Source organism: Streptomyces griseorubiginosus, assembly GCF_036345115.1.
Taxonomy (GTDB): Bacteria; Actinomycetota; Actinomycetes; order Streptomycetales; family Streptomycetaceae; genus Streptomyces; species Streptomyces griseorubiginosus_C.
In genome coordinates this window covers 312,121-338,320 of the sequence record NZ_CP107766.1, presented here as the reverse complement: position 1 = coordinate 338,320, position 26,200 = coordinate 312,121, and the positions used below count along the sequence as shown (strand labels likewise).

The 26,200-nt window shown below is 69.5% G+C and carries 19 protein-coding genes and 1 pseudogene; 9 read left to right on the top strand and 11 right to left on the bottom strand.

Annotated elements, in window-relative coordinates:
- Positions 1-29 precede the first annotated feature (29 nt).
- From OHN19_RS01580 to OHN19_RS01560, 5 genes are all read right to left on the bottom strand, one after another.
- Positions 30-1,775, bottom strand: a complete 1,746-nt coding sequence (locus OHN19_RS01580) for an RICIN domain-containing protein (protein WP_330262332.1) — start codon at positions 1,773-1,775, stop codon at positions 30-32.
- A gap of 86 nt (positions 1,776-1,861) precedes the next feature.
- Entirely contained in the window at positions 1,862-2,683 is an 822-nt protein-coding gene (locus tag OHN19_RS01575) for a carbohydrate ABC transporter permease (protein WP_330262331.1), read from the bottom strand.
- Positions 2,680-3,660, bottom strand: a complete 981-nt coding sequence (locus OHN19_RS01570; RefSeq protein WP_330262330.1) for a sugar ABC transporter permease — start codon at positions 3,658-3,660, stop codon at positions 2,680-2,682. Before OHN19_RS01570 ends, OHN19_RS01575 begins: the two co-directional genes overlap by 4 nt.
- A gap of 90 nt (positions 3,661-3,750) precedes the next feature.
- Complete coding sequence (locus OHN19_RS01565; protein WP_330262329.1) at positions 3,751-5,004, bottom strand: sugar ABC transporter substrate-binding protein; 1,254 nt, start codon at positions 5,002-5,004, stop codon at positions 3,751-3,753.
- A 114-nt stretch (positions 5,005-5,118) separates the two neighbouring features.
- Positions 5,119-7,119 (bottom strand): glycoside hydrolase family 127 protein, encoded by a 2,001-nt coding sequence (locus tag OHN19_RS01560; protein ID WP_330262328.1) that lies wholly within the window; start codon positions 7,117-7,119, stop codon positions 5,119-5,121.
- A 254-nt stretch (positions 7,120-7,373) separates the two neighbouring features.
- Here OHN19_RS01560 and OHN19_RS01555 point away from each other — a divergent pair, with 254 nt between their 5' ends.
- Positions 7,374-8,393, top strand: coding sequence for a LacI family DNA-binding transcriptional regulator (locus OHN19_RS01555; protein ID WP_330262327.1), 1,020 nt, complete (start codon positions 7,374-7,376; stop codon positions 8,391-8,393).
- Between the two features lie 139 nt (positions 8,394-8,532).
- Here OHN19_RS01555 and OHN19_RS01550 read toward each other — a convergent pair whose 3' ends face one another.
- Entirely contained in the window at positions 8,533-10,545 is a 2,013-nt protein-coding gene (locus OHN19_RS01550) for a non-reducing end alpha-L-arabinofuranosidase family hydrolase (protein ID WP_330262326.1), read from the bottom strand.
- A 55-nt stretch (positions 10,546-10,600) separates the two neighbouring features.
- Positions 10,601-12,190, bottom strand: coding sequence for a glycoside hydrolase 43 family protein (locus tag OHN19_RS01545; protein WP_330262325.1), 1,590 nt, complete (start codon positions 12,188-12,190; stop codon positions 10,601-10,603).
- Between the two features lie 387 nt (positions 12,191-12,577).
- On the opposite strand from OHN19_RS01545, the gene OHN19_RS01540 reads away from it, so the two are divergent.
- The 3 genes from OHN19_RS01540 (at position 12,578) to OHN19_RS01530 (ending at position 16,362) form a co-directional block, all read left to right on the top strand.
- Entirely contained in the window at positions 12,578-14,251 is a 1,674-nt protein-coding gene (locus tag OHN19_RS01540; RefSeq protein WP_330262324.1) for a glycoside hydrolase family 27 protein, read from the top strand.
- Between the two features lie 37 nt (positions 14,252-14,288).
- On the top strand, positions 14,289-15,548 hold the full coding sequence (locus tag OHN19_RS01535; protein ID WP_330262323.1) for a cellulose binding domain-containing protein: 1,260 nt from the start codon (positions 14,289-14,291) through the stop codon (positions 15,546-15,548).
- Between the two features lie 406 nt (positions 15,549-15,954).
- A complete protein-coding gene (locus OHN19_RS01530; protein WP_330262322.1) occupies positions 15,955-16,362 on the top strand; it encodes an NUDIX domain-containing protein in 408 nt (135 codons plus the stop codon).
- Positions 16,363-16,372: 10 nt separating this feature from the next.
- Here OHN19_RS01530 and efeB read toward each other — a convergent pair whose 3' ends face one another.
- On the bottom strand, positions 16,373-17,653 hold the full coding sequence (gene efeB, locus OHN19_RS01525; protein WP_330262321.1) for an iron uptake transporter deferrochelatase/peroxidase subunit: 1,281 nt from the start codon (positions 17,651-17,653) through the stop codon (positions 16,373-16,375).
- 47 nt (positions 17,654-17,700) lie between these two features.
- Positions 17,701-19,764, bottom strand: coding sequence for an iron uptake transporter permease EfeU (gene efeU / locus OHN19_RS01520; protein ID WP_330262320.1), 2,064 nt, complete (start codon positions 19,762-19,764; stop codon positions 17,701-17,703).
- 228 nt (positions 19,765-19,992) lie between these two features.
- On the opposite strand from efeU, the gene OHN19_RS01515 reads away from it, so the two are divergent.
- The 4 genes and pseudogenes from OHN19_RS01515 to OHN19_RS01500 all read left to right on the top strand — a co-directional run bounded on the left by OHN19_RS01515 (position 19,993) and on the right by OHN19_RS01500 (position 22,907).
- The gene (locus OHN19_RS01515) at positions 19,993-21,006 is read left to right on the top strand and encodes a cytochrome c oxidase assembly protein (RefSeq protein ID WP_330262319.1); all 1,014 of its coding nucleotides are present in this window, start codon (positions 19,993-19,995) and stop codon (positions 21,004-21,006) included.
- Positions 21,007-21,243: 237 nt separating this feature from the next.
- Positions 21,244-21,525 (top strand): annotated as a pseudogene (locus OHN19_RS01510) (GNAT family N-acetyltransferase); the annotation flags it as partial.
- A gap of 41 nt (positions 21,526-21,566) precedes the next feature.
- Complete coding sequence (locus OHN19_RS01505) at positions 21,567-22,139, top strand: GNAT family N-acetyltransferase (protein WP_330262318.1); 573 nt, start codon at positions 21,567-21,569, stop codon at positions 22,137-22,139.
- 108 nt (positions 22,140-22,247) lie between these two features.
- Positions 22,248-22,907 (top strand): class I SAM-dependent methyltransferase, encoded by a 660-nt coding sequence (locus OHN19_RS01500; protein WP_330262317.1) that lies wholly within the window; start codon positions 22,248-22,250, stop codon positions 22,905-22,907.
- A 21-nt stretch (positions 22,908-22,928) separates the two neighbouring features.
- On the opposite strand, the gene OHN19_RS01495 is transcribed toward OHN19_RS01500, so the two are convergent.
- Positions 22,929-23,318, bottom strand: coding sequence for a hypothetical protein (locus OHN19_RS01495; RefSeq protein ID WP_330262316.1), 390 nt, complete (start codon positions 23,316-23,318; stop codon positions 22,929-22,931).
- A 119-nt stretch (positions 23,319-23,437) separates the two neighbouring features.
- On the bottom strand, positions 23,438-24,931 hold the full coding sequence (locus tag OHN19_RS01490; RefSeq protein WP_330262315.1) for an RICIN domain-containing protein: 1,494 nt from the start codon (positions 24,929-24,931) through the stop codon (positions 23,438-23,440).
- 365 nt (positions 24,932-25,296) lie between these two features.
- On the opposite strand from OHN19_RS01490, the gene OHN19_RS01485 reads away from it, so the two are divergent.
- Entirely contained in the window at positions 25,297-26,127 is an 831-nt protein-coding gene (locus OHN19_RS01485; protein WP_330262314.1) for a transglutaminase-like domain-containing protein, read from the top strand.
- Positions 26,128-26,200: the final 73 nt, after the last annotated feature.

The window sequence follows — 26,200 nt, the reverse complement described above, 5'->3', positions numbered from 1 at the left end:
CCCCACCCACACGTCCGACACCCACCGGCTCAGCGCGCGGTCAGCCTCCACAGATGGTCGGCGGTTCCGTTGTCGTCCCACTGGAGTACCTGCGCACCGGACGCCGTACTCATCTGATCGACCCCGAGGAGCCGTCCGCTGTTGTAGTTGGCGATCTTGTAGTAACCGTCACGGGCGGGGAGGAGCTGCCACAAGTGGTCGGCCGTGCCGTTGTCACCCCAGATCAGCGCGGTGCCGCCGGAGGCGGTGCTCGCGTTGGTGATGCCGAGCAGCAGCCCGCTCTTCTGGTTGACGATCTTGTAGAGCCCCGAACCGGCGGCCACCAGCGTCCAGTTCTGGTCCGTGCCGGTCGTGGAGGTCGCCTGGACGACCGAAGTCCCCTGGGCGGTCCCCGCGTTGAGGGTGTCCAGCGCGAGACCGCTGTTCTTGTTGGTGATCTGGTACCGCCCGGCCAGTGACGTGGACGTGCCGCTCGGCGTGATCACCAGGTGGTAGCCGTCCGAGGCGTTCATCGTCACCGGGACCGTGATCGAGCCGCCCGAGACCGTGTAGTCGGCGTCCGAGATCGTGATCGGGCCCGGAGAAGCGGTCGTACGGCCGGTGTTGGGCGTGTACTCCAGCTTCACGTGGACCGTACCGCCGAACGCGGACAGCGAGGACAGGCCGTTGACCGTCACCGCGCAGGAACCCGCGCAGCCGCCCGCGATCACGCTGAGCTGGTTGCCCGAGCCGTTGAGGGAGGCGATGCCGTCGATGCCGGTCTGCGCCGGGGGAGTGGTGACCACCATGTTCCCCGACATGTCGCCGTACCACTTGTACATCCAGTACGAGCCGTTGGGCGATCCGCCGGTGTCGGTGAGGGTGTCGCCGAGGGTGCCGTAGTGGTTCCAGAAGGCGAGCTCGGCGTCATGCACGCCCGCCCGCTCGAACTTGGCGACATAGCCGATGAGCGAGCCCGGTATGCCCATCTCGGACGGCTCGGCGTACTCCTCGATGGAGATCGGCCGCGGGCTGATGCCGAGGCTCGACTCCAGCGCGCGGTACGCCGAGACATGCGCGGCGATGTCCTTGCTGCCCTGGAGCTCGTGCCAGGCGATGACGTCGGGGACGGTCCCGCTGGCCTTGGCATCGGTGAGGAAGGTCGTCATCCACGACTGGTTCCACGCCGAGTAACTCGGGCCCTGGATCGGCGTCGTGGCGTCCTTCGCCCGGACCTCCTTGTACGTCCGCGCCCAACCGGCGTCGAAGGCGCCCGCGTTGGTGGTGTCCCACGTCCAGTCCGGTTCGTTCCACAGCTCGTAGGCGGCGATGTTCGTGGCGCCGGAGGACTTCACCGAGGCGATCTGCTTGTCCACTGCGGACAGCCAGTCGGTCCAGCTCACCCACTTGTAGGGGAAGTTGGGGTACCAGTCCGGCATCCGGACGACCACCTTGGCGCCGGCGCGGGCCGCCTTGGGGGCCACGACGAGCGCGTCACCGGCCGGCGAGGGCTCGCCGTTGGGCAGCTGTGAGCCGCCCGGGGCCATCTGTACGAAGGTGTTCGGCTTCAGCGCGTTGGTCAGGCTGTCGGTGGGAGTGCTGTCGTTGGCGAGACCGTAGAGGCTGCCGGTGGCGACATGGGTGACGGAGCGCAGGGTCTGGTTGGCGTTGACCACCAGGGTGGTGGAGGAGGTCGGGACCGCCTGCGCCGGAGCGGCGGCGGCGAGTCCCGCCGCGGCGAGCGCGGTGGTGGCGAGGGCGGCCGTGAGGCGCGCGTGTCTGATACTGCGGCTCATTGAAGGGTCTCCTGAGGAGAGGAGGAGGGGGAGAAGGACCTTCCTGGGGGCGGAACGTGCCGGGGCGGGCCTGCCCGGGGGCGGGCTCAGTCCTTGACCGCGCCCGCGGTGACCCCCGCGGCCACATAGCGCTGGGCGAGTACCAGCAGCACCGCCGCGGGGACGGACGCGACGACGGCGGTGGCCATGATCGCGTTCCATTCCTGGTTGTTGTTGCCGATGTACTTGTAGATGCCGAGGGTGATCGGCCTGAGGTCGCCGCCGCTGTCGAGGGTGTTGGCGAAGACGAAGTCGGACCAGGCCCACAGGAAGCTGAAGAGGGAGACGGTGACCAGGGCGTTGCGGCTGACCGGGAGCACGACCGACCAGAAGGTGCGGAAGGTGCCCGCGCCGTCGATGCGGGAGGCCGCGATGAGCTCACCGGGGATGCCGGACATGAACGCCGTGAAGATCATGACTCCGAACGGCACGGCGATGGTGGAGTCCGCGATGATCAGCCCCCACCAGGAGTTGAGCAGACCGAGGTCCAGGAAGATGCCGTAGAAGCCCATCGCCATGACGATGCCGGGGATCATCTGGGCGACCAGCAGGGCGAGTCCGAGCGCGCCCCCGCCCCACGGCCGCAGCTTGGCCAGCGCGTAGCCGGCCGGGGCGGCGAGCAGGAGGGTGAGCGCGACCGTGCCCAGACCGATGAGGAGGCTGGTGCCCAGGTAGGGCATCTGGTCGTCGAGGACGGCGCGGTAGCCCTCGAAGGTGGGGTGCAGCGGCAGCAGGTCCGGCGGATCCTTGCGCATGTCCTGCTGCGGGGTGAGCGACACGTTGATCATCCAGTACACCGGGAACAGCATCACGGCGGTGAGCAGGAGCCCGATGACGGTGTAACGGCGCTTGCCGGTACGGGAGTTCACGCTTCCTGCCTCCTCTGGACACGGATGTACAGCAGGCCGAAGACGAGGGCGATCAGGATGAGGATGTTGCCGACCGCCGCGCCGGGGCCGAACTTGGGCAGCAGGCTGCCGAAGCCGAGCTGGTAGGACCAGGTCGCGAGCGTGGAGGAGGAGTCGTCGGGGCCGCCCTTGGTCATGATCCAGATCAGGTCGAACACCTTGAGGGTGTAGACGAGTCCGAGCAGCAGGGTGATCGCCGAGACCGGGCGCAGGAGCGGGAAGGTGATCCGGCGGAACTGCTGCCAGACGCTCGCCCCGTCCAGGGAGGCGGCCTCGTACAGCTCGGCGGGGATGTTCTGCAGTCCGCTGTAGAGGATGACCAGGTTGAACGGGATGCCGATCCAGATGTTGGCGATCACGACCGAGGTCAGCGCCCAGTCCGGCGAGGTGAGCCAGTCGACGGGGGAGGCACCGGCCAGGCCGAGCGTGTAGTTGATGACGCCGGACTCGCTGTTGAACATCCACGACCAGGTGGACGCCGACACGATCAGCGGGAGCAGCCAAGGGATCAGGAACAGGGCCCTGAGGGTGCCCGCGAGGCGGAAGTGCCGGTTGAAGAAGACGGCCAGCGCGAGCCCGAGGACGTACTGGAAGGCGATCGACACGAAGGTGAACAGCATCGTGTGGCGCAGCGCCGGCCCGAACGTCGGATCGTCGAGGACCGTACGGAAGTTGTCCCAGCCGGAGAACGGCGCGTCACCGGCGACGAAGGAGCGGACCGTGTAGTCGCGCAGGCTCAGGTCGAGGTTGCGGTAGAGGGGATAGACGTAGAACGCGGCCAGATAGACGGCCAGCGGGGCGAGGAACGCGAGGGCGGTCAGCCGGCTCCTGCGGCGGCGGCGACGGCGCAGCGCGCGGATCTCCGCCTCCTCGGCGGTGCCGGTCGCCCCGGACCTGGCGGCCGGGGCCCGTTGGGGGCCGACGCGGGCGGTGGTCATGTGAACTCCTGGATGCGGGTGGCCTGCCCCGGGCGAGGGCTGTCACGGCACGATCGCGCCGGGGCGGGCCACTGTGGAGGGAGCCGAGCGTCAGCTCGTGCCCTTGCCGGCGGCCGTCTGCGCGGTGTCGAGCGCGTCCTGGGGGCTCTTGCCGCCGGACACCGCGGACTGGACGGCGGTCCACATCGGCTGGGAGATCACCGGGTACTTGGTGCCGAGGCCGCCGCTGGTGCGACCGCGCGCCGAGGCCACCGCGTCGACCCACGGCTTGAGCGCCGGGTTCGCCTTGACCTGCTCGGACTGCACGGCCGCGGTGGGCGCTACGTACGCCAGGGTGGTGTCCGTGGCCAGCAGGTTGGCGGAGTTGGTGAGACAGGTGACGATCTTCTTGCTGACGTCGTAGCGGGTGGTGTCCTTCTGCACCGGGACGGTGACGAACTCGCCGCCCGTCGGCACGGGCGCCGAACCGCCGTTCCGCGCCGGGATGCTGAGGACGCCGTAGCCGAAGCCGGCCTTCTCGGCGTTGCCGAGCTGCCAGGTGCCGTTCTCGCCGAACGCGTACTCGCCGGTGGCGAACTCCTGCCAGCTGGTCGTCTGGGTGTTCTGGAGGACGTCCTTGGGTGCGTAGCCCTCGTCGACCCAGTCCTTCCACAGGGTCAGCGCGGCGACGCCCTGCGACGAGTTGAGCTTGGTGAGGTCACCGCCGGCGCCCCAGAACCACGGCAGGAACTGGAAGCTGCCCTCCTCGGTGTTGATGGCGGAGAAGGTGATGCCCTTCTTCCCGGCCGCCTTGACCTTCTTCAGGGCCGCCGTCAGCGACGCCCAGTCCTTGATGGAGGCCGGGTCGACCTTCGCCGCGGACAGCACGTTCTTGTTGTAGTAGAGGGCGAGCGTGTTCGCGCCGATCGGGACGCCGTACGAGGCACCGTCGATGGTGCCCGCGCCGATGATGTTCTTCTGGATCGACGCCGTGTCCAGGCCGAGGTCGCTCGTCTTGTTGAGGATGCCCGCCTCCACCAGCGTGGAGACCACCGGGTTGTCCACGAGCATCACGTCGGGGGCGTTGCCCTGCTGGGCGGCGAGCAGCGCCTTGTTGCCCAGGTCGGTGGTGTCGTAGGGCGTGCGCTTGACGGTGACCCCGGCATCCGTGCCGCACTTGCTCACGAGCTTGCCCCACGCCGAGGAGGCGTCGAACTGCGGGTACGGGTCCCAGAAGGTGTACGTCCCGCCGGTGCTGCCCGACCCGGAGGAGGCGGAGTCGGACCCGCCGCCGCAGGCCGCGACGGAGGTGAGCGCGCCGATGGCGGCTATGGCGGTGATCAGGGTACGGCGGGACTTTCTCACGGTGACCTCGTTGTCTCGGCTCGGCGGAGAGGAAGCGCGGGGGGAGAGGAGGGGTGGAGCTGGGGAGGTGGAGCAGGGGGGCTCAGGTGGTGGAGAGGGGTGGAGCAGGGGGGTTCAGGAGGTGGGCAGCCAGACGCGCATGCTGCCGTCCCGGCGGTTGGCCCACGCGTAGTAGGGGATCGCGGTCAGTTCGAGCGGCTCGCCGGGCGTCGTCGGCGCTTCGGTGTCCTCCGCGCTCCGGTACGGCCACCAGCCGGTCTCGGGGAGCCGGCGGCGATGTCCGGCGGCCACCACGGTGGTGACTCCGCCCAGCAGGTCCGGGCGGTGCTTCACGGCGAGCGGGCGGGTGGTGTCGATGACCAGGTCGTCGAGACCGCCGCCCGGGTGGTCGACCTGCTCCAGGCAGTAGACGAGCGGCCCGCGCTCGATCGCCACACAGCCGCGCACGGCGTCCACCCGAGGGTCGGCGGCGGTGAGACGCGGCTCCATGCCGAGGTCGAGCACGACCTGGTCGCCGGCCGTCCAGGTCCGCTCCAGCCGCAGCCAGCCGTCGGTCACGGGCGCGTCCGTCCGGTCGTACACCGTCCCGCCGACCCGCACCTGGAAGTCGCGGCACCACTGCGGGACCCGCAGCGAGAGCGTCCAGGGCCGGTCGGCCGGGCTCTCCTCGACCGTCAGGGCGATCGTGCCCTGCCAGGGATAGCCGGTCTCGGCGGTGACGGCGACGGGTGTCCCGCCGAGGTCACCGGGGTAGCGCCCGGAGACGTACTGGTGGATCTGCAGACCGCCGGCGTCGGCGGAGGCGAGGTAGTGCTCCAGGGACGCCATCAGCCGCATGACGTTCGGCGGGCAGCACGCGCACTTGAACCAGCGGGTGCGGCGCGCCGACTGGTCGCCGCCGGGGTCGGTGTGCCCGTCGCGCACCTGGAGCGGATTGACGTACAGCCAGCGCTCGCCGTCCAGCGACACCCCCGCGAGGAACCCGTTGAACAGGGTGCGCTCGATCAGGTCGGAGTAGCGGGCCTCGCCGGTCAGCAGGGCCATGCGCCAGCTCCACTGGACGGAGGCGATGGCGGCGCAGGTCTCGCAGTAGGCCCGCTCGTTGGGCAGCTCGTACGGGTCGCCGAAGTCCTCCTCGTCGTGGTGGGCGCCGAGCCCGCCGGTGAGGTGGGTCTTCGCGGCCGTCATCGCCGTCCACAGCCGCTCCGCGGCGGCCCGCAGCTCCTCGTCCCCCGTCTCGGCGGCCAGGTCGGTGGCGGCGGCCAGCAGGTACAACTGGCGTACGGCGTGCCCCTCGACGTCGGTCGCCTCGCGCAGCGGCACCCGGTCCTGGCAGTACGCCTCGCCGCCGAGCAGGCCGTGGCCGAAGCGGTCGACGAAGTAGCCGGCCAGGTCCAGGTAGCGGCGCTCACCGGTCTCCCGGTACAGCTCGACCAGGGCGGTCTCGATCTCGGGGTGGCCGTCGATGCCGTCGATCGGCTTGCCGGTGTCCGGCAGGCCGAAGACCGAGTCGACGTGGTCGGCGAACCGGCGTGCCACGTCCAGGAGTTCGTCGCTGCCGGTGGCCCGGTGGTGGGCCACCGCGGCCTGGATCAGATGCCCGGCGCAGTACAGCTCGTGACCCCAGCGCAGGTCCTTGTACCGTTCACCGCCCTTGAGGAGCTGGAACCACGTGTTGAGGTAGCCGTCGCTCTGCTGCGCGGCGGTCACGAGGGTGACGATGCGGTCGACGTCCGCGCCGAGCGCCTCGTCCTCCCCCTGGCCGAGCTGCCAGGCGGCGGCCTCCAGCCACTTGTAGACGTCCGAGTCCACGAACGGATAGGCGCCCTTGAACTCGCCCTCGGCGATGCCCGCCACCACGCGCAGGTTGTGCAGGTTGCCCGCCGACTCCAGCAGGCCGGGGCCCTGCGGGACGGAGGTGCGGGCGTTGACCTGGCGGCGGGTGTCCCAGAAGCCGTCACGCAGCTCCACGGCGACGGGAGCGAGCGCGGCGTGGGCCCCGGCGCCCGGACCGAGGCGGACCGGACCGAGGCGGACCGGACCCGTGGAGCCGCGTCCCGGTCCGGACGAGGCCGGGGACGGGGGCGTGGGCACGGTGGAACGTGGGCGGGGCATGGCTCTCCGGACAGCTAGGTGGGAGGCGGGTGGGCGGACGCACCGGGGGTGTGATGCCGTCCCGGAACCGGACACTGCTCGACGGCTCCGACCCGATTGCGCAATCGTTTTTCTAGGCGGAAACGTAGGAACCAGGCAGGCCGGAGTCAAGAGGTGTGGCGCATGTATTTACTGGTGCATCAGCCAGGCTGGTCAGCGCGGGCGATCGGTGTCAGGATGAACGCCGTCCATGGTGTCCAGGAAAAGGGTTGCGCGTGACCGCCGTTCCAGGTTCTCCCCCAACAGGGCGGGCGAAGCTCGCCGACGTCGCCAAGCTGGCCGGTGTGAGCGTCGGGACGGCTTCCAAGGCACTGAGCGGCAGCGGCAGGATGCGGCCCGAGACCAGGCAGCGGGTGCTGGACGCGGTGGCGGCGCTCGACTTCCGGCCCAACCAGCACGCCCAGAGCCTGCACACCGGGCGCAGCTGGACCGTCGGGCTGATGACCACCGACGGCATCGGCCGCTTCAGCACGCCGGTCCTGCTCGGGGCCGAGGACGCGCTCGGCGCCGGGAAGATCTCGGTGCTGCTGTGCGACACCCGCGGCGACGCGATCCGCGAGCAGCACCACCTGAGCAACCTCATGGACCGCCGGGTCGACGGCATCATCGTGACCGGCCGCCGCACCGACCCCCGCCCGCCCCTGAAGGGGATCGAGCCGATCCCGACGGTGTACGCCCTCTCGCCGTCCACCGACCCGGACGACATCTCCGTCGTCTCCGACGACCGCAGCGGAGCCCGGCTCGCCGTCGAGCACCTCATGGCGACCGGCCGCACCCGGATCGCCCACATCACCGGCCCGGCACACCACGCGGCCGCCCACGACCGCGCCCGCCACACGGTCGACCTCCTCGACGAGGCCTCACTCCAACTCGCCACCGGACGCGTCCACTTCGGGGAGTGGAGCGAGGCCTGGGGGCGCCGCGCCGCCGAGGCCGTCCTGCGTACGGCACCCGACACCGACGCCTTCTTCTGCGGCAACGACCAGATCGCCCGGGGAGTCGCCGACACCCTGCGGGAGAAGGGCCTGGACGTCCCCGGCCAGGTGGCCATCGTGGGCTACGACAACTGGGACATCATGGCCCTGGCCAGCCGCCCGCCCCTGACGACGATCGACACCGACCTCGGCGAGATCGGCAGACAGGCCGCCCTGCGACTCCTGGACGCCATCGGCGCGGAACCGGAGCCCGGGGTGCACACGGTGCCGTGCCGGCTCGTGGTGCGGGAGTCGACCTGAGCGGGCGTCCGGCGGGTGGGAGGCGTCGGTGCCACCGGTGGTGGACGCTCACTTCCTGAGGCGCCGAACGCCCGTGTAGGTCAAGGGCGTTCGGCGCTCGCCGTCGTAGCAGCCCGGCACCAGGTGCAGGCCTCTCCGGTCAGCAGGTGGAGTTGGTCTGGGTGAGCAGTCCCAGGCGCCAGGGCAGGCTGTTGTAGTCACCGCCGGCGTTGGGATCCTTCCCCTGGTACAGGTACTGGAGCTTGCAGGCCGGGATCGTGAGCGTCTGGTCGTAACCCGCGCGGATCATCTCGCCGTGACTGATGTCCCGGCTCCAAGTACCGGCGGGAAAGCTGACGTTGCCCGACTTGGCGAACGGGTTGCTCTCGGACGCGGCCAGGGGCGACCACGCGCCCGCGAGGCTGCTCGACGTCCAGGAACGGAAGTAGCGCCGGCCGTCCGAGCCGATCGCCTCGACGAGGAGCAGGTACTGGTTGCTGCCCTGCACCTTGTACACGTTGCTCGCCTCGAACAGCGCGTACTTGGAGTCCTGGGCCGCGATGACGGTGTTGGTGAAGCCGTTCGGGAATTGCCCGACGGTCGTCTGGGACCGGTAGAGATGACCGTTGTCGTCCGAGGAGAACAGGTAGCAGTTGGCGCTGTCGCAGATCACCCACATGTCGACCCAGTAGCCGTTGCCGATGTTCTGCCGGATGATGTCGGGCATCGACGAGTAGAAGTTCTTCGGGGCGCTCCACCCGTTGGGGTTGCTGATGTCGGGGTTCGTCGAGTATGACGCGTTGCCGGTCTGGTAGACGAGGTACCACAGGCGTTGCGGGGCGTTGTAGAAGACCTGCGGTGCGGCCCGGTACCCGGCGCCGATGGCGGTGCGGTCCAGGTAGTGGTGCGTGGCCGAACCCGCCTGGGACCAGTCGGAGAAGCTCAGGTACACCAGGTTGTACCCGGCGGCGTTCGCGGTGCTGGCGAACACGTGGTACTTGCCGTTGTAGTACACGACCGACGGGTCCTTGATCCCGGCGATGGTGTGGGTGGCGTCCGACTTGGGGGAGACCAGGGGGCCGCTGGAGCTCCAGCGGAAGGACGAGGGGAGTGCCGCGGCCGACCGGACGTCGGCTTGCCGTGCTGTCGAGGCGGTGCCGCCCAGGGCGGTGAGCGTCGCCTGGTAGGCGGGCTTCTTGTTGCCGTTCCGGTCGAACAGCAGCGGGTTCTCGCCGCTGCGCCAGGAGTCGCTGTCGCGGATGCCCCAGACGGTGATGCCGGTGCAGCGGGCCACGTTCATACAGGCCCGCACCGTGTTCGCGTACGCGGTCGCGGGCGCCTGCGCGATGTCCAGTTCGGTGATCTGGACGTCCACGCCGAGGGCGGCGAAGTTCGCCAGCGTCGTCTGGAAGCCGGCCGGCGGTCCGCCCGTACCGAAGTGGGACTGGAGGCCGACGCAGTCGATGGGCACGCCGCGCGCCTTGAAGTCGCGCACCATGCGGTAGACGCCCTGGGTCTTGGCGTCGCTCCAGTTCTCGATGTTGTAGTCGTTGTAGCAGAGCTTGGCCGACGGGTCGGCCGAGCGTGCGGTCCGGAAGGCCTCCTCGATGAAGCCGGTGCCCAGCACGTCCCGGAAGACCGAGCTGCGCATCTGGCCGCTGCCGCCGTCGGCGAAGGCCTCGTTGACCACGTCCCAGGCGTAGACCTTGCCCTTGTAGTGGTTCATCACCTGGGTGATGTGGTTGTTCATGACGCTGCGCAGGGTGTTGGCGTCCCTGATGGAGCTGACCCAGGACGGCAGTTGCTGGTGCCAGACCAGGGTGTGTCCGCGAAGACGCTGCCCTCGGGACGCGGCCCGGTTGGCGATCTGGTCGCCGGGGCCGAAGGTGAACGAGCCGCGGGAGCGCTCGACGGTGTCCCACTTCATCTCGTTCTCGGGCGTGACCGAGTTGAACTCGCGGTCCAGGATCCCGGTGTACGTGCCGTCGCCGAGCCGTCCGGCGGCCACGGCGGTGCCGAAGTACCGTCCGGACTGGGCTGCCTGGGCGCCCAGCGTGGAGGCGCGGACGTCGTCGGGTGCGGCGCTCGCGGCGCCGGGAGTGACCAGCGCTGCCACGGCCAGCAGGGACAACACCGAGGCCCGGCGACGGCCGAGCCTTTTCAGAGGGTTCATGGTTCTCCTCGTGCGGGTGAGTGGGGGGTTGCGCCGTGCGATCGACGGGACGGGGTCAGGGCGTCGACAGCTCGAACCGCGGGACGCGGACCGCGCCGCCGAGCGCCTGGGTGGCGTGGTTGAAGAGGGCGAACCGGTAGCCCATGAAGAAGCGCCAGTCGTTGCCCAGGGAGAAAGCGGGCCCGAGCCGGGTGAAGCGGGTGCCGTCGGTGCTGTAGGAGAAGGTGCCGGAGCGGGCCGCGCCGGGGCGGATGTCCGCGGTCGCGCGCAGCCAGACGCTGCCCGCCGGTACGGGCGTGCCCGCGACTTCGGTGCCGGTGCCCGTCGTATTCCAACTGCCGTCCATGGTCAGCCCGTTGACCATGACCACGCGTGTCGTGCCGCCGTCGCGCTTGAGGCCGATCCACGCGGAGGAGTCACGCAGCAGTGCGAGCCCCGCGCGGTCGCCGTCGCGCATCGCCGAGGGGTCCAGCTGGACGGTGGCGGTGGAGGTGGGTCCCTGGATGCGGTGCGTGAGGGTGTTGCGGGCCCAGTACAGGTCGTTGGTGACGGTCGCGGTCCGCAGGGTCAGGCCGTTGCCGGCGAACCACTTGGTGTTGTCGGGGTTGTGGTTCCACTCCCACCTCGGCCCGAGGGCCGCGCGGTCGAAGGTGTCCACGCCTGTCATGGGCGTGACCGGCCGGGGTGGAGCGGGTACGGCCGGGGCCGGATACGACACGCCCCAGGCGCCGTCGACCAGTTGCACGACGGGCCAGCCGTCCGAGGTCCAGGTGACCGGCGCGAGCACCGGCACCCGGCCGCCGGGGTAGGCGTCCACGAAGGCCATGTAGTACCAGGCGCCGCCCTGCGTCTGCACCAGCCCGCCCTGGTGCGGGACACCGCCGCCGGGGATCGGCCCGCGCAGGTCCAGGAGGACCTGTCGCATGGCGTACGGGCCGAAGGGTCCGCCCGACGACTTCAGGACGTACTGCCCGTTGGCCGGGCGGGTCAGGAAGATGTAGTACTGCCCGTTGATCCGGTAGAAGCGGGAGCCCTCCAGGGTGCCGACACTCGACGGTGTGGTGAACACCTGCTGGGCGCGGACCTGGGTACGGCCGTCGGGAGAGAGCTGGGCCACGCTGATCGTGCTGTTGCCGTAGGCCACGTACAGGGTGTCGTCGGTGTCCACGAGCAGCCCGGCGTCGTAGTACGGCGCGCTGATGGTCGTCAGTCTGCTCCACGGCCCCTCGGCGGCGGTGGCCGTGTAGACGTACGTCCGGGCGAAGTCGATCTGGCCGAGCCAGTAGAACGTCCTGTTGCTCGGACGGTAGGCCAGTGACGACGCCCAGATCCCTCTGACGTATCCCCGCGCTCCGTTGAGGTCGTACTTGGCGCCGAAGTCGAGGACGGGTACCGAGTGGCCGGCGATCTCCCAGTTCACGAGGTCGTACGAGCGCAGGACGGGCGCGCCCGGTGAGTAGTGCATGGTCGAGGCCGAGGCGTAGTAGGTGCCGCCGACGCGGATGACGTCGATGTCCGCGAAGTCCTGCCAGACGACCGGGTTCGTGTACGACACCGCGGCCGCGGGGGCCGGTCCCCGGGCGGGAGCCAGGAGAGCTCCGCCGGCCAGGCCGACAGCGGCGGTCAGCGCACGGCGGCGGTCCATGTATTGGCGAGGGCATGACATATCCATGTGTCGTTCTCTCTGCGAGGGAGCGCGGTGGGGGAGGGCTGATCCTGCTCGTTCGAGAGTGCGAACGCCGGTGGTGCGGTGAGCAACCAGGATGGTAGGAGGCCCACACATCCCGTCAATACCTCTCGCATGATTCGCTGTTGGGATCGAAATATTTCGGATTCTGAAGGGTTCGAATGCGGTCGGACGAGCTTCTTCTTCCCGGACAGTGTTGACATGTCCAGCGCGATCCCTAGCATCCGTACAGCCGAGCATCCGGAATCGGCTCGAAATTTCGAACCGCCGACAAGAGTCCGCTGAGTGGCTTCGGTCGGACCTGCGCAGTGGTCATCCCCTGTCTGCCCACGAAAGGAGAGCTCGGTGCCCCGACCGACTTGCGGACGACTGCTCCGTATTCTCGCGGCCACCACGCTGGCCGTCACGGCGTCCTTGACGGTCTCCGCGTCCGCAACCGCAACGGCCGCCACCCCCGCGACCGCTACGGCCGCCGCCCCCGGCAGTCCCGCCCTCACCCCGCCACTGGGGTGGAACAGTTGGAACAGCTTCGGGTGCGGGATCACCGAGGCGCAGGTCCGTCAGGCCGCCGACGCGATGGTGTCGTCGGGCATGCGGGACGCCGGCTACCGGTACGTCGTGGTCGACGACTGCTGGTTCGACCCGCAGCGCGACGCGGCGGGCAACCTGCGGGCGAACGCGACCAAGTTCCCCGGCGGGATGAAGGCGCTCGGCGACTACATCCACGCGAAAGGCCTGAAGTTCGGCATCTACCAGGTGCCGGGCGAGCGCACCTGTGCCCAGACCACCGGCGCCTATCCGGGTTCGACGGGCAGCCGGGGACACGAGGTTCAGGACGCCGCCACGTTCGCGTCATGGGGCGTCGACTACCTCAAGTACGACTGGTGCTCCTCCAGCGGCACCCGCGACGAACAGGTCGCACGGTTCACGCTGATGCGCGACGCCCTGCGGGCCACCGGACGGCCGATCGTCTACAGCATCAACCCCAACAGCTTCCACACCATCACCGGCGCCGACTACAACTGGGGCGAGGTCGCCGACCTGTGGCGGACGACCGAGGACCTGCTCGACATCTGGCAGAACGGCAACACCAACAGCTACCCCATGGGCGTCGGCAACGTCCTGGACATCACGGCACCGCTGGCGGCGCAGTCCGGCCCCGGCCACTGGAACGACCCCGACATGCTGGTGGTGGGCCGTCCCGGCCTGTCCCTGACGGAGTCCCGCGCACACTTCGCCCTGTGGGCGCTGCTGGCCGCACCGCTCATGGCAGGCAACGACATCCGCACCATGTCCGCCGACGTGAGCGCGATCCTGCGCAACCCGCGTCTGCTGGCGGTGAACCAGGACCCGCTGGGCGCCGGCGGACGCCGGGTACGGGACGATGGCAGCGTCGAGATCCTCGCCAAGCCGCTGTCCGACGGCTCGGTCGCCGTGGGCCTGTTCAACCGGGGATCCGCCACGGCGACGGTCACCACCACGGCCGCCCAAGTCGGTCTGTCCGGCGGCCCGTTCACCCTGACCGACCTGTGGACCGGCGGCGTGTCCAGCACCGCCGGCCAGATCTCGGCGAGCGTGCCCGCGCACGGCGTGGCCACCTTCCGGGTGACCGGCGGCAGCCAGACGCCGTCCACCACCTCCCGGCTGCGCGGCAACGCCTCCGGCCGCTGCGCGGACGTGGACAACGCCTCCACCGCCGCCGGGGCCACGGTGCTGCTCTGGGACTGCCACACCGCCGCCAACCAGCTGTGGACCACCTGGGCCGGCGGCGAGATCCGCGTCTACGGCGACAAGTGCCTGGACGCCTACAACCAGGGGACCGCCGACGGCACCCGGGTCATCACCTGGACCTGCAACGGCCAGGACAACCAGAAATGGACCGTCGGCTCCGACGGCACGATCCGCAACCTCCACGCGGGCCTGTGCCTCGACACCGACGGGTCAGGCACCGCCAACGGCACCCCGCTCCTTCTGCGGACCTGCAACGGCCAGTCCGGCCAGAAGTGGAGCCGGGCGTGAGCCACCCGACACCCCCCACCCGAAGGGCAGTTGGACGATGACGAGGACAAGAACCCTGTTATGGCCCGCCATGGTCGCGGTGCTGCTCGTCCTGAGCCTGGCCGGCACGGCACTGGGCCGTGGCCAGGCCGACACCACCCGGCTCACGCCCGCCGCCGCGAGCACCGGCTGCGGCAAGGCCCCCACTCTGACGAGTGGCACGTACACGATTCAGAGCGGCGGCAAGAACCGCAGCTTCATCCTGAAGCTCCCGGACGGCTACGACCGCGACCACGCCTACCGGCTGGTCTTCGGATTCCACTGGCTGGGCGGCACCTCCACCGATGTCGCCACGGGCCGCACGGTGGACACGGGCACCTGGGCCTACTACGGCCTCCAGCGACTGGCGAACAACAGCGCCGTCTTCGTCGCGCCACAAGGCCTCAACAACGGCTGGGCCAACTCCGGCGGCGAGGACGTCACCTTCGTCGACGACATGCTCCGCCGGATCGAGAACGACCTGTGCGTCGACACCACCCAGCGCTTCGCGCTCGGCTTCAGCTACGGCGCCGCCATGTCGTACGCCCTCGCATGTGCCCGCGCCACGGTCTTCCGCGCGGTCGCGGTGCAGAGCGGCGGACAGCTGAGCGGATGCAGCGGCGGCACCCAGCCCATCGCCTACCTCGGAGTGCACGGACTCAGGGACAACGTCCTCGGCATCTCCGGCGGCCGGACCCTGCGCGACAGGTTCGTCAGGAACAACGGCTGCACTCCCCAGAACCCGCCCGAGCCCGCCCAGGGCAGCCTGACACACCGGATCACCACCTACGCGGGCTGCTCGGCCGGACATCCGGTCGCCTGGGCCGCCTTCGACGAGGGCCACATCGCGGCCCCGCAGGACGGGGCTCCCGGTGACAGCGGCCGGACCTGGGTGCCGGGAGAGGTGTGGAAGTTCTTCACGCAGTTCCAGAGCTCCGACCCGTCTCCGGGAACCGCCACCTGCCGCGTCACCGACACGGTCAGCGCGTGGAACAACGGACTGACCTCGAACATCACCATCACCAACACCGGATCCACCCCGATCGACGGCTGGTCCCTGCTCTTCACCCTGCCCGGCGGCCAGGCCATCACCTCCGGCTGGAACGCGGACTTCTCACCCGCCTCGGGCCAGGTCACGGCCAGAAACCTCTCCCACAACGCCACGATCGCACCGGGCGCCTCGGTCGGCATCGGCTTCCAGGCCACACACACCGGAGCCACGGCCGCACCGGCATCGTTCACCCTCAACGGCAGCAGCTGCGAAGTCACGGTGAGCTGACCGCAGCGGTCGCCCGGGTCGGCCACACCCAAAAGCCGCGGCCCCCGGGCGACCGCGTCAGAGGCGGCGCGTCGGACCACCGACCTTCTGAAGCCCTGTCCGTCGAGGAACTGATGGTCCTGTCTCGCGGCCCGGATCGTCACCGTACCTAAGACCCAGTTGGTGAAGTTGTACTGCCTCGGCGGAAAGGCACAACCACCGCTGTACGTCCGGTCGGCATCGTCCGCTTCGATGATCCCTCTCATCTGGCCGAGCTGCTCGTCGTCGCACTCCAGCCAGCCTCTGATCCGGACGAAAACACCCACGGCGATCGTTCTCCCCTACATTCCCGGCCGTATTCCATAGCGTTTGCCGCAGCCTTGCGGTCACCGCATGGTCGGACCCTTGGCGTGGGTAGGGCCCGGGCATGGGAGACAACGAGGTCGTTCCGGAGAAGGTGGCCTGGGTTCTGGTGCGTGGCGGGCGGGTGTTGGTGACGCGGAACCGGGGTGTGGACCTCTTCTACTTCCCCGGTGGGAAGCGCGAGCCGGGCGAGTCCGATGCCGAGACCTTGGCGCGCGAGATCGACGAGGAACTCCAGTCCCGCGTCGACACGTCCACGATGACGCACGTGGGCACCTTCGAGACGCGGAGGGACCATGACGGCCGCCCCGAGTTCCGGATGATCTGCTACACGGCCGAGTACGCAGGCCCACTGCGTCCCTCGCGGGAGATCGCCGAGTCGGACTGGTTCGGCTACGACGATCGTGCGCGGGTCTCGGCGGTGGACCAATTGGTGTTCGACATGCTGCGGGCCTCCGGCCAACTCTCCTGAAGGCTGCGGTTCAGGCCGAGAGCAGTCCGCGGCCCAGCCAGTCCTTCCCGTCCCGCACGCCCGGCAGAGCGAAGAAGTACCCACCGCCGGTGGGGGAGATGTAGTCGACGAGCGGCTCGTCGATCAGGCGGGTCTGCGTCGCCTCGAACTGCCGTTGGACGTCCTGCTGGTAGCAGCAGAACACCAGCCCCATGTCGAGGTTGCCGACGGAGTCGATCCCGCGGTCGTAGTTGTAACCGCGCCGCAGGATGCGGGAGTCGTCGGTGCGGGCGGTGCGTGGGTTGGCGAGCCGGATGTGCGCGTCGAGCGGGATCGCCTCGCCCTTGGGGTCCTTGGCGTAGTTCGGGATGTCGGTCTCCTTGGCGCCGTCCAGCGGAGCACCGGTGTCCTTGCGACGGCCGAACATCAACTCCTGCTCGCTGAGCGAGACCCGGTCCCAGAACTCCACCAGCATCCGGATGATCCGGATCACCTGATAGCTCCCGCCAGACGCCCAGGCGGGCTCGCCGTCCCCGTCCCCGACCCAGATGAGCCGATCGGTCTCACGCGCCGAGTGGACGTCGGGATTGGCGATCCCGTCCTTGAAGCCGAGCAGATTGCGCTGGGCGCCGGTCGGACGGGGCGCGTTCTGGAAGCCGTCGATGCGCCACCTGATCTGCATGGCGCCCCGCGTGTGCTTGGCGATGTCGCGCAGCGCGTGCAGCACGGTGTCCTGGCGGTCCGCGCAGATCTGGAGGGACAGGTCGCCATGGCACTCGGCGGCTTGGAGGTTGTCGTTGGGGAAGGTGCGCATCGCGGTCAGGCGGCGGGGCCTGGCCTTGGCGAGGCCGTAGCGTTCGTCGAAGAGGGACGCGCCGACGCCGACCGTCACCGTGAGGCCGTCGGCGGGGACGGTCGGACCGAGGATGCCGTTGTCGGAGGGCGGGGCGCCGACGCCGAGGTCGGCCGGGGTGCCCCCGGAGGTGAGGAAACGGGCCCGGGCGGTGATCGTGCGCAGCAGGTCCGTGAGTTCGGCCCGGCCGTCGGCGATCACGTCGAACGACACGAAGGTGGCCGCCGTCGGCGCGGGCGTGATGATCCCGGCCTGGTGGGTGCCGTGGAAGGGGACCGCGGGGGAGTTTTCCGTCTGCGTGGCGGCCTGCGCGGTGCCGCTGCTCTCGGCGAACGCGAGACCGCCGCCGGCCAGCACCGCCCCCGCGGCCCCGGCGCCCAGGGCTGTCTTCACGAAGGAACGGCGGCCGGCACCGGCGGGACAACCACCCTGCGGGGCGGGGGATTCGGTGGACGGCATGGGGGCGTTCCCTTCGCTCTGTGCGGAGTTGTCGTGTCGGGTGCTCATCAGGCCGACTTCCGGATCTCCAGCAGGTCCGGAACCGGGGAGAGGTCCTCCAGGAGCTGCCCGGTGGCTCCGTTCACGCGAGCCCGCGCGGTGGCATCGAGCCGAGTGACGGGGGTCCAGGCGTCACCGTGCCGGGCCGCGTCGAGGAGCGCCTGAAGACGGGCGATGTCGGCGTCGACGGTCGGCAGCAGGCGTGGCGCGCGCGTGGTGAGCAGTGGCTTGAGTACGGCGAGCAGTTCGCGCGTTCCGGCGAGATTGGCGTCGGCGGTGGCGAGGTTCGTGCCACTGCCCTCGTCGGTGTCGCCGGTCAGTTCGAACTGGAGGGTGTTCTCGAGGATCTCGTGGGCCCGCAGCGGCAGGTCGGACGGGTCGAAGTCCTGGTGGGGGAAGGCCTTTCGCAGTCCCGCCACGTCCGTGGCGAGCTGCTGCGCCGGAGCGGTGAGCGAGACCGCCGACTCGCCGTGCCACAGGCCGTACTCGACGCGGTGGAAACCGGCGAAGTCCTTGTCGTGCACGCCACCCGGCAGACCGTCGGCCCTGCCGTTGATCTTCTGGTCGAAGTCCTCGAAGGTGCCGTAGGCGGCGCCGAGGGAGGCGTAGGTGAGGTGCGCGGTGAGCCAGTCGCCGCGCGCCTGGCCGAGCTGCCCGCCCTTGATGTCGGCGGCGAGGGTGCGGGTCTGCCCGACGAGTCTGGCCAGGCCTTCGTCGACGTACGACTTGTACTGCCCGAGCGGGCCCGAGAGGTCCTGTTCGGACACCGGGACGACCGCCCGCGAGCTGCCCCCGCCGCTGACCCGGACCGCCTTGGAGGTCACCGCGGCCCCGCTGTTCGGCACGCAACGCCATGCGTACGTGCCGCCCGCGACGGTGGCGACCAGAGCCCGGGTGGTGCCGGGCGCCAGGCCCTCGACCTCGCCGTAGACGGCGTTGGTGGCCGGATCGACGAGGTACACCTCGGACGTCTTGTCGCCGGTGTTGTGCATCTGGAAGGTCTGCCGCCCCGGCTTGGGCGCGCTGAAGCCCTTGCCGCAGTCCTTCTCCGAGACCGCCACGGTCTCGGCGGCAGCGGGCTTGGGGCTCCCGAAGACCACCGCGGCGCCGGCGATCACCGCGGGGACGGTGACGACGGCGACCGGCACGACCCAGGTGGGGCGGCGCCGGGAAAGGGAGGTTTCGGGGGCTCCGGTGACTCCCGTGGCTCCGACGGCCTCGGCAACCCCTGCGGCCTCGGTGGCAACCCGCTCGGGCGTCGCGTCCCGTACCCCTCGCACGAACAGCGTCATCACCACGGCGAGATACCCGCCGTAGCCGAGGACCTGAAGCCATGTCATGGTCGGCGTCAGATTGAACACGCCCTGGACGAGGGTGCTGTACCAGGCCCCGGCGTCGATGCTGCCGCTCAGATCGAAGGCGTACGACGTCTGCCCGGGCAGTACGCCACCCTCCTGGAGGTCGCGGAGGCCGTAACCGAGGACACCGGCGGCTATGACGATCAGCACCGCACCCGTGGCGGTGAAGAACTTCGTCAGGTTGATCCGCAGGACCCGCCGGTACAGACCCCAGCACAGCGCGGCCGCGAGGACGAGCCCGATGGCGGCACCGGTCAGCGGGCCCGCGGACTCCCCGGCGGCCTGGGCCGTGGTCCACAGGAACAGTGCGGTCTCCAGGCCCTCCCGGCCCACGGCGAGGAAGGAGGTGGCGACCAGGACGCCCGCGCCCATGCCGAGCGCGCCCGTGACCTTCTCCTTGATCTCGCCGGACAGGCGGTGGGCCGAGCGGCGCATCCAGAAGACCATGGCGGTGACGAAGGCGACCGCGACCACGCTGAGGGTGCCGCCGAACGCCTCCTGTGCGGTCGCGGACAGGGAGGCCGCGGTGAAGGTGAGGACAGCTCCGAAGCTCAGCGCGAGCGCGATCGCCGCGAGGACGCCGGTCCACACCTGCGCAAGCCGGGAACGGGCACCGGCCCGCACCAGAGTCGCCACGAGGATGGAGACGATGAGTCCCGCTTCCAGTCCTTCCCGCAGTCCGATCAGGAAGCTCGGAAACGCGTCATCCCACATGCGGTCCTCATTAGCGTAGGCATGCCTAAGTTCAACGCGGACCATCATGACTGCGGGTATGCAATCAATCAGTCCCGGAAAGGTAATTCCGGAGCCAAAACCCGTTCAGGAGTTTCGTCCCGTCGTACGAAGAAGGCCCCGCTGTCGGCCCGGGATCCTCCGACGGCTACCGTCCCGCTGGAACGAGACACGCCTCGCCCCGACCGGTTCGGAGGAGGACGGCCCCGTATGACCAGTGACCCCTCGACGACCGCCCTGTCGGCCGGACAGCTCGCCGAGCTGACGGCGGGGCGGCTGCTGTCCTCCTGGCAACTGGACATCCCGGCGCTGCTCCTGATCGCAGTGCTGGCCACGCTGTACGGCTGGGGCGTACGGCGGATCCACCGGCGCGGTGAACGCTGGTCGCCCGCTCGCACCGCCGCGTTCGCACTCCTCGGACTGGGCGCCCTGACGGTGGCCACGATGTCCGGGCTCGCCGTCTACGACCACGTGCTGTTCTGGCCGGCCGCCGTCCAGAACATCCTCCTCGACCTGGTGGCACCCCTGGGCCTCGCCCTCGGCGACCCGCTGCGCCTCGCGGTCGAGGCGCTTCCCGAGGGCGCGGCGGCGCGGGTCCGGCGCACGATGACCGGCAGGCTGGTACGCGTCCTGACCTTCCCCCTCGTCAGCACGGTTCTGGTGCTCGCCACCGAACTGACCGTGTACTTCACGCCGTACTTCGCCACCGCCCTGCGCGTGGGCTGGCTGCACCAACTGATGTACCTGCACCTCCTGGTCGCGGGCTGCCTCTTCGTCGTACCGGTCCTGACCCGTGAACAGACGCTGCCCGCCTGGTGCACGCATCCGGTGCGGGCGGCGCTGGTCTTCCTCGACGGCATCGTCGACGCCGTCCCGGGCCTCGTCGTCATGACCCACGGCACGCTCATCGCGGGAGCCTGGTACCTGCACCACGCGCCCCCGTGGTCCCCGGACGTCCAGCACGACCAGCAGATCGGCGGCGGCGCGATGCTCGGCATCGCCGAACTGACCGCCCTGCCCTTCCTGCTGGCACTCCTCTTCCAGTGGGCCCGCGCGGAGCGGCTCCAGACGGCAGCCCTGGACCGACGCCTCGACGCGGAGTTGCCCCCGTCCACGCCCCCGACCCCCGGCCAGACCGCATCGCCCGAACGCGTCCGCCCCTGGTGGGAGACCGAACAGAACGAGGTGGCCGCGCGGATCCGCCGCCATCACGGTGGGGATTGACGGGCTTGCGGTAGTGAACCGTCGCGCCGCCGAGGCGCTGGAGCAGCGGCGTGCGGCGGCACAGCAGGGGTGGTGCCTGGAACTGGTCGCCCGGGCCGAGGACAGTGGGCAGAGCCCCCGCGGACAATGCCTGTACTAGGCCATGCTCCGCGCAGGAGCGGCCAGCGTCGCTTCCCGCGACCGGACCAGGGCCGGCAGGTCGATTTCGCCGGGCTCGTGCAAGTCGCCGTCGGACCACGGCACTTGGTTGGCTGGGTCTGCGCAGGGGAAGACGGTTCCCTGATCGGCTTCGTCAACGTCGTCTGGGACGGCGGAGTCCACGCCTTCATTCTGGACACGGTGGTCGCACCCCACCGCCGAGCGAGGGGCATCGGCGCCGCACTGATCGCCACCGCGGCCCACGAAGCCCGTACCGCGAAGTGCGAATGGCTCCATGTCGACTTCGAGGAGCACCTGCGGTCGTTCTACTTCGACGCCTGCGGCTTCAAGGAGACGACGGCCGGCCTGATCGCTCTGTAGTGCTTGGAAAGGCCGATCCCACACCGAAGACAGGAGGCTGCATGAACCGGTCCGCGCGGACCCAGCCGGACGGCCAGGGGATGCGGCTGCAGCCCTTGACCGAGACGGGGGCACACCAGATCGAGCACTGGTTCGATCACCCAGAGGTCCAGAATCGGCTGGGGGACCGTTCCTGGATCCACCGTCAGCTGGAACTGATCGGCCGGCGCCCCGGCGCCGTCTTCCGCGGCGCGGTCGTACTGCGCTCCCACGCATGGATCGGCCTGGATGAGACCGGAACCCCGGTCGCCTTCATCTGCGGCGATGTCTATGACCGCTGGGTCCGGTACCACGGCGAAGGTCCCGAGGGCCCCGTCCTGTCCGACACCGACCCTCGACGCGCCATGGGCCTGGCCTACCTCGTCGCCCCCTCACGCCGGCGGCAGGGCCACGGCCGCTCCGCCCTCCGAACCGTCCTCACCCACCCCGCCACCGGCGATGTCGAGACGTTCTTCTGCGGCATCGACGCCGACAACCACGCCAGCCGCCACTGCGCCGAATCCGCCGGCTTCACCCTCCCCGACCCTGAACCAGACCACGAAGGGATGCTCTACTACCGCAGCCAGCGCGGATAAGGCGGTCTTCGAGGAAGCCCAGCCTTTGTGGCCTTTGCTCGGCATGGCACCGCACACCCCGCCCGGCACCTCAACGGACCGAGACCGTCCTCCTCTACAGTCACCCAGGTGACTGAGCCCACCTACCTCTCCGCCGTCCAGGAGTCGTACGACACCGTCGCCTTCGACTACGCGGAACGCGTCAAGTCCCCTGCGGACCTGGACCCGTTGTCTCGCGCAATGCTGGCCTCCTTCGCCGAAGTCGTACAGGTGGCCGGGCTCGGACCGGTGGCCGACCTTGGATGTGGTCCCGGCAAGGTCACGGCACACCTCGCAGACCTCGGTCTCCAGATCTTCGGCATCGATCTGTCCCCGAAGATGATCGAACTGGCCCGAGCGGCCTTTCCGGAGCTGCGCTTCGAGGTGGGCTCGATGACGGCACTGGACATCCCGGACAACCACCTCGGCGGCATCCTGGCCTACTACTCCACTCACCACACCCCGCCCGAGGCGCTGCCCCAGGTGTTCGCGGAGTTCCATCGCACGCTCGCACCCGGCGGCCGCCTGATGATGGCCGGCCATGTGGGAGACAGCCTCCGGCTCCGACCGGAGCAAGCGTACGGAGGCCATCCCGTCTCCTACGAGTCCCACCTCCTCCCGGCGGAAAGGATCGTGGACCTGCTGGGCCAGGCCGGACTCGCCCTCACCGCACGCCTGTTGGAGGCACCGGCCGAGGGAGCGAACCGGTCGATCGCCACGTTCCTGGCACAGAAGCCCGCGCAGGGGTGATGTCGATGAGGCTGTGGGCGGTCAGCCGTCAGGGTCGACTTCGGGGTGCGTGAACCACACGGGCTTCCCCAGCCGCCGTGCATAGGCGATTTCCGCTCGGGTGCTGTCCCCGATGTAGTCGCCGACCACCAGCACTTCATCAGCGAGCCGGATCTTCGCCCGGTGCAGATCGCCGAGTCGAACCTTCAGCGCCTCCGCCTCGGCAGGATCGGCGCGGAGTTGGTGCGGCGACTTCATGTCGACCGCCGGTTTGACGACAATCTTCCCGGCGCAGGTCTCCCGCACATCTGCCTCGTTCATCTCGGCCATGAAACGGACGGAGCCGCAGATCACGACGATGCGCGGGAGGCCCATCAGCTCTTTCGCGTCGGCGAGCTTCTCCTCGGGCGTGTGCGGCTGCGGGGGTGACACTGGTTCCTCCTGATGAAGTGGTCCGGGCTCGCCGTCGAGTAGCCGGCCTGCGAGCCGAGCCGCCATGGCCGTGGTGACCCCGGTGGCCCGCGCACACGCTGGGCCACCGGGGCGTACCGTCAGGAGAAGGTCCAGGTCTCGCTGTTGGCGCTCGCGCTCCCGCCGAGTTCCTGGTCCACCGCCGCTCCTTGGGTGGTCGAGCCCGCGACGCCGATGTTCAGGCCGCTGCCGATACCGACGAGCATGTAGTTGCTGCCGGTGTAGCTTCCCGTCAGGTCGAGGGCCCACTGCTGGTTGGTACCGCCGTTGCAGGTCCACTGCTGCAACTGGACTCCGGCCGTGCTCGATTGGCTCGGCACGTCCAGGCACAGACCGCTCTTGACGCTCTTGAGCGTGTAGACGTTGTCCGCCAGCCTCGTGAGGGTCCACTGTTGGTTGGCCCCGCCGGTGGACGGCCACTGGATGACCTTGGCGCCGGTCGCCGTGGACCCGCTGGAGACGTCCATGAACTGGGAGCTGTTCACGTTCTTCAGGGTGTACGTCCCCGCCGCGGGGACCCCGCTACCGGCGGTCCACGTGCCGGCGGCCGCGTCGAGGGACCAGGTGGGGTACTGGCCGAGGTTGACCGTCGTACCCCGGATGGTCAGCGGCAGCCAGATCAGCTTCGAGGAGCCGAGGTCGGAGGTGTCCCAGCGGTCGCCGGCGTAGATGTAGGTGGTGCCGGCGGTGCCCTGCACGGTGATGACGTTCGCGGTCTGGCTGCCGTAGGTGTGGGTGCCCGGCGCGGCCAGGTCCCGGAACGCCGACCACGGGCCGCTCAGTGAGGTCGCGGTGGCGTAGATGTTGTCGTTGAGGCTCCAGCCGGTGAGGTGGGAGCCGAAGACGTAGTAGAGACCGTCTTTCTTGATCATGGCGGGAGCCTCGACGCTGTTGCTGCCGCTGCTGCCCAACACCGCCACCGAGCTGTCCACCGACAGGTAGTCGGCCGACAGCTTGTAGATGCGCAGGCCGTTGTTGCGGTCCTCGCTCAGCAGGTAACCGGTGCCGTCGGTGTCCTGGAACAGCCCGAGGTCCCGGCTGAGGTTGTTCATCGGCCGGAAGCTGCCCCGGTAGGTGTACGGTCCGCACGGCGTGCTGCTCGTCGCCACCCCGACCTTGGCCTCGGAGTAGTTCGTGCTGTCGATGTGCATGTACATCACGTACGTGCTGGTCGACGCGTTGTAGAGGACCTTGGGTCGCTCCACGACGCGGCTCGGGCCGAGGTCACCGCTGCTCTGCCTGCTCAATGCCTGGCCCTGGTAGGTCCAGTTGGCGAGGTCGGTCGAGGTGTAGCAGGGGATGTCCTGGAACGACGTGTCCGCCGACGTCTCACCCGTCTTGTCCTCGCCGAAGCCGTACCAGGTGCTGCCGACCTTGACGATGCCGAGTCCGTGCAACTGGAGAGTGTTGCCGGCGGTGTCGGTCCGCGCGGCACCCGTCGTGAACGACACGGTGGCCGCGTGCGCCTCCGTCGCCGGAAGCAGGAGTGCGGCGAGGCCGCCAAGTAGCGTCAGGAAAGCGGCGGTTCTGCGCCGCCACCGGCCGGCACGCGGATGGGGTGCTCCCTTGGACATGCTCGTCCCTCTCCTTCGAGGCTCAGGTAGCCGAGGCACCTTGCGGAGGAGTCGTCCGCCCCGTACGCGGCTCGTCGCCAAGACGATCTCTTGCCCCTGCGGGGACCCATGAGAAGTGCGACGGGTTCACAGCGTCAAGGAGCGCGATCGGCTTTGTTGATTCTTGACTGATTAACTCGGCCTCGAATGCGGGCTTTTGGCATGAAAGGGCAGCACATTTACGGTGCTTCGCTTCGCGCGACGAGCTTTCCCGATCAAGAACTTGTTACTTGCTGGTCGGGTTTGTTCGGGAGGGCGCGGCATGACGGTGGCAGCGGGGTTGTGCCCGGCCTCGATGTCAGCCCCGGCTCCTACCATGCTCGGTCATGACCGATGACGTGCTCGACTACTCCCGACCCGGGCCCTTCACGCGCTTCGACGAAAGCCAACTCCCGCTCCTTGAAGGGCTGCCGGAGGATCCCGTGGCCGTCTGTGCCGCCGTGCAGGACCTGGTCATCCAGCCCGCGGACGCCGTGGCGTCGGGGGTTCCGGAGAGCCGGGTCGCCGAGAAGAACATACGGCCCGTCAACAAGCTGATCACCGGACTGACCGCTCTGAACCCCGCGCCGCTGCACCAGCCCCGCACTCCCGAGACACGAGTGATCGGCACCTGCCGTCACTTCGCCACCATCGCCTGTGCCGTCCTGCGCGCTCGGGGCATCGCCTCACGAGCCCGTTGTGGCTTCGGCACCTACTTCCTCGAGAACCGTGGCGTCGATCACTGGATCACCGAGTACTGGGACGACGATCAGAACCGCTGGGTGCGGGTCGACGCCGAGCACCTCGGCAAGAACTACGTCGACCACCCGGACGATCTCGCCCCGGGCGAGTTCCTCACCGGGGGTGAGGCCTGGATCCGGTATCGCAGCGGCGTGATCGATCCGTACATGTTCGGGGTGGCGGGCACCGACCACGCGTGGGGACCGCACGAGATCAGCGGCAACGCCGTCCGCGACCTCGCCGCGCTCCGCAAGCAGGAGACACTCAACTGGGACGAGTGGGGCCGTATGACCGCGGCCTACGAGGGCAAGAGCGGCCCGGACTACGACCAGCTGATCGATGAGGTCGCGGACGCCTGCGCCAAGGACGATCCGCCGACCCTGACCCGTCTGTCCGCCCACGAGGACCTGGCAGTTCCGCGGCATCTGCTCGCTTGAGCACGGCGGGTGCCGGACACCTGGCATCACCCACCGCGCAGGTCCCCACCTGACACCAGGCTGGGCATGCGGC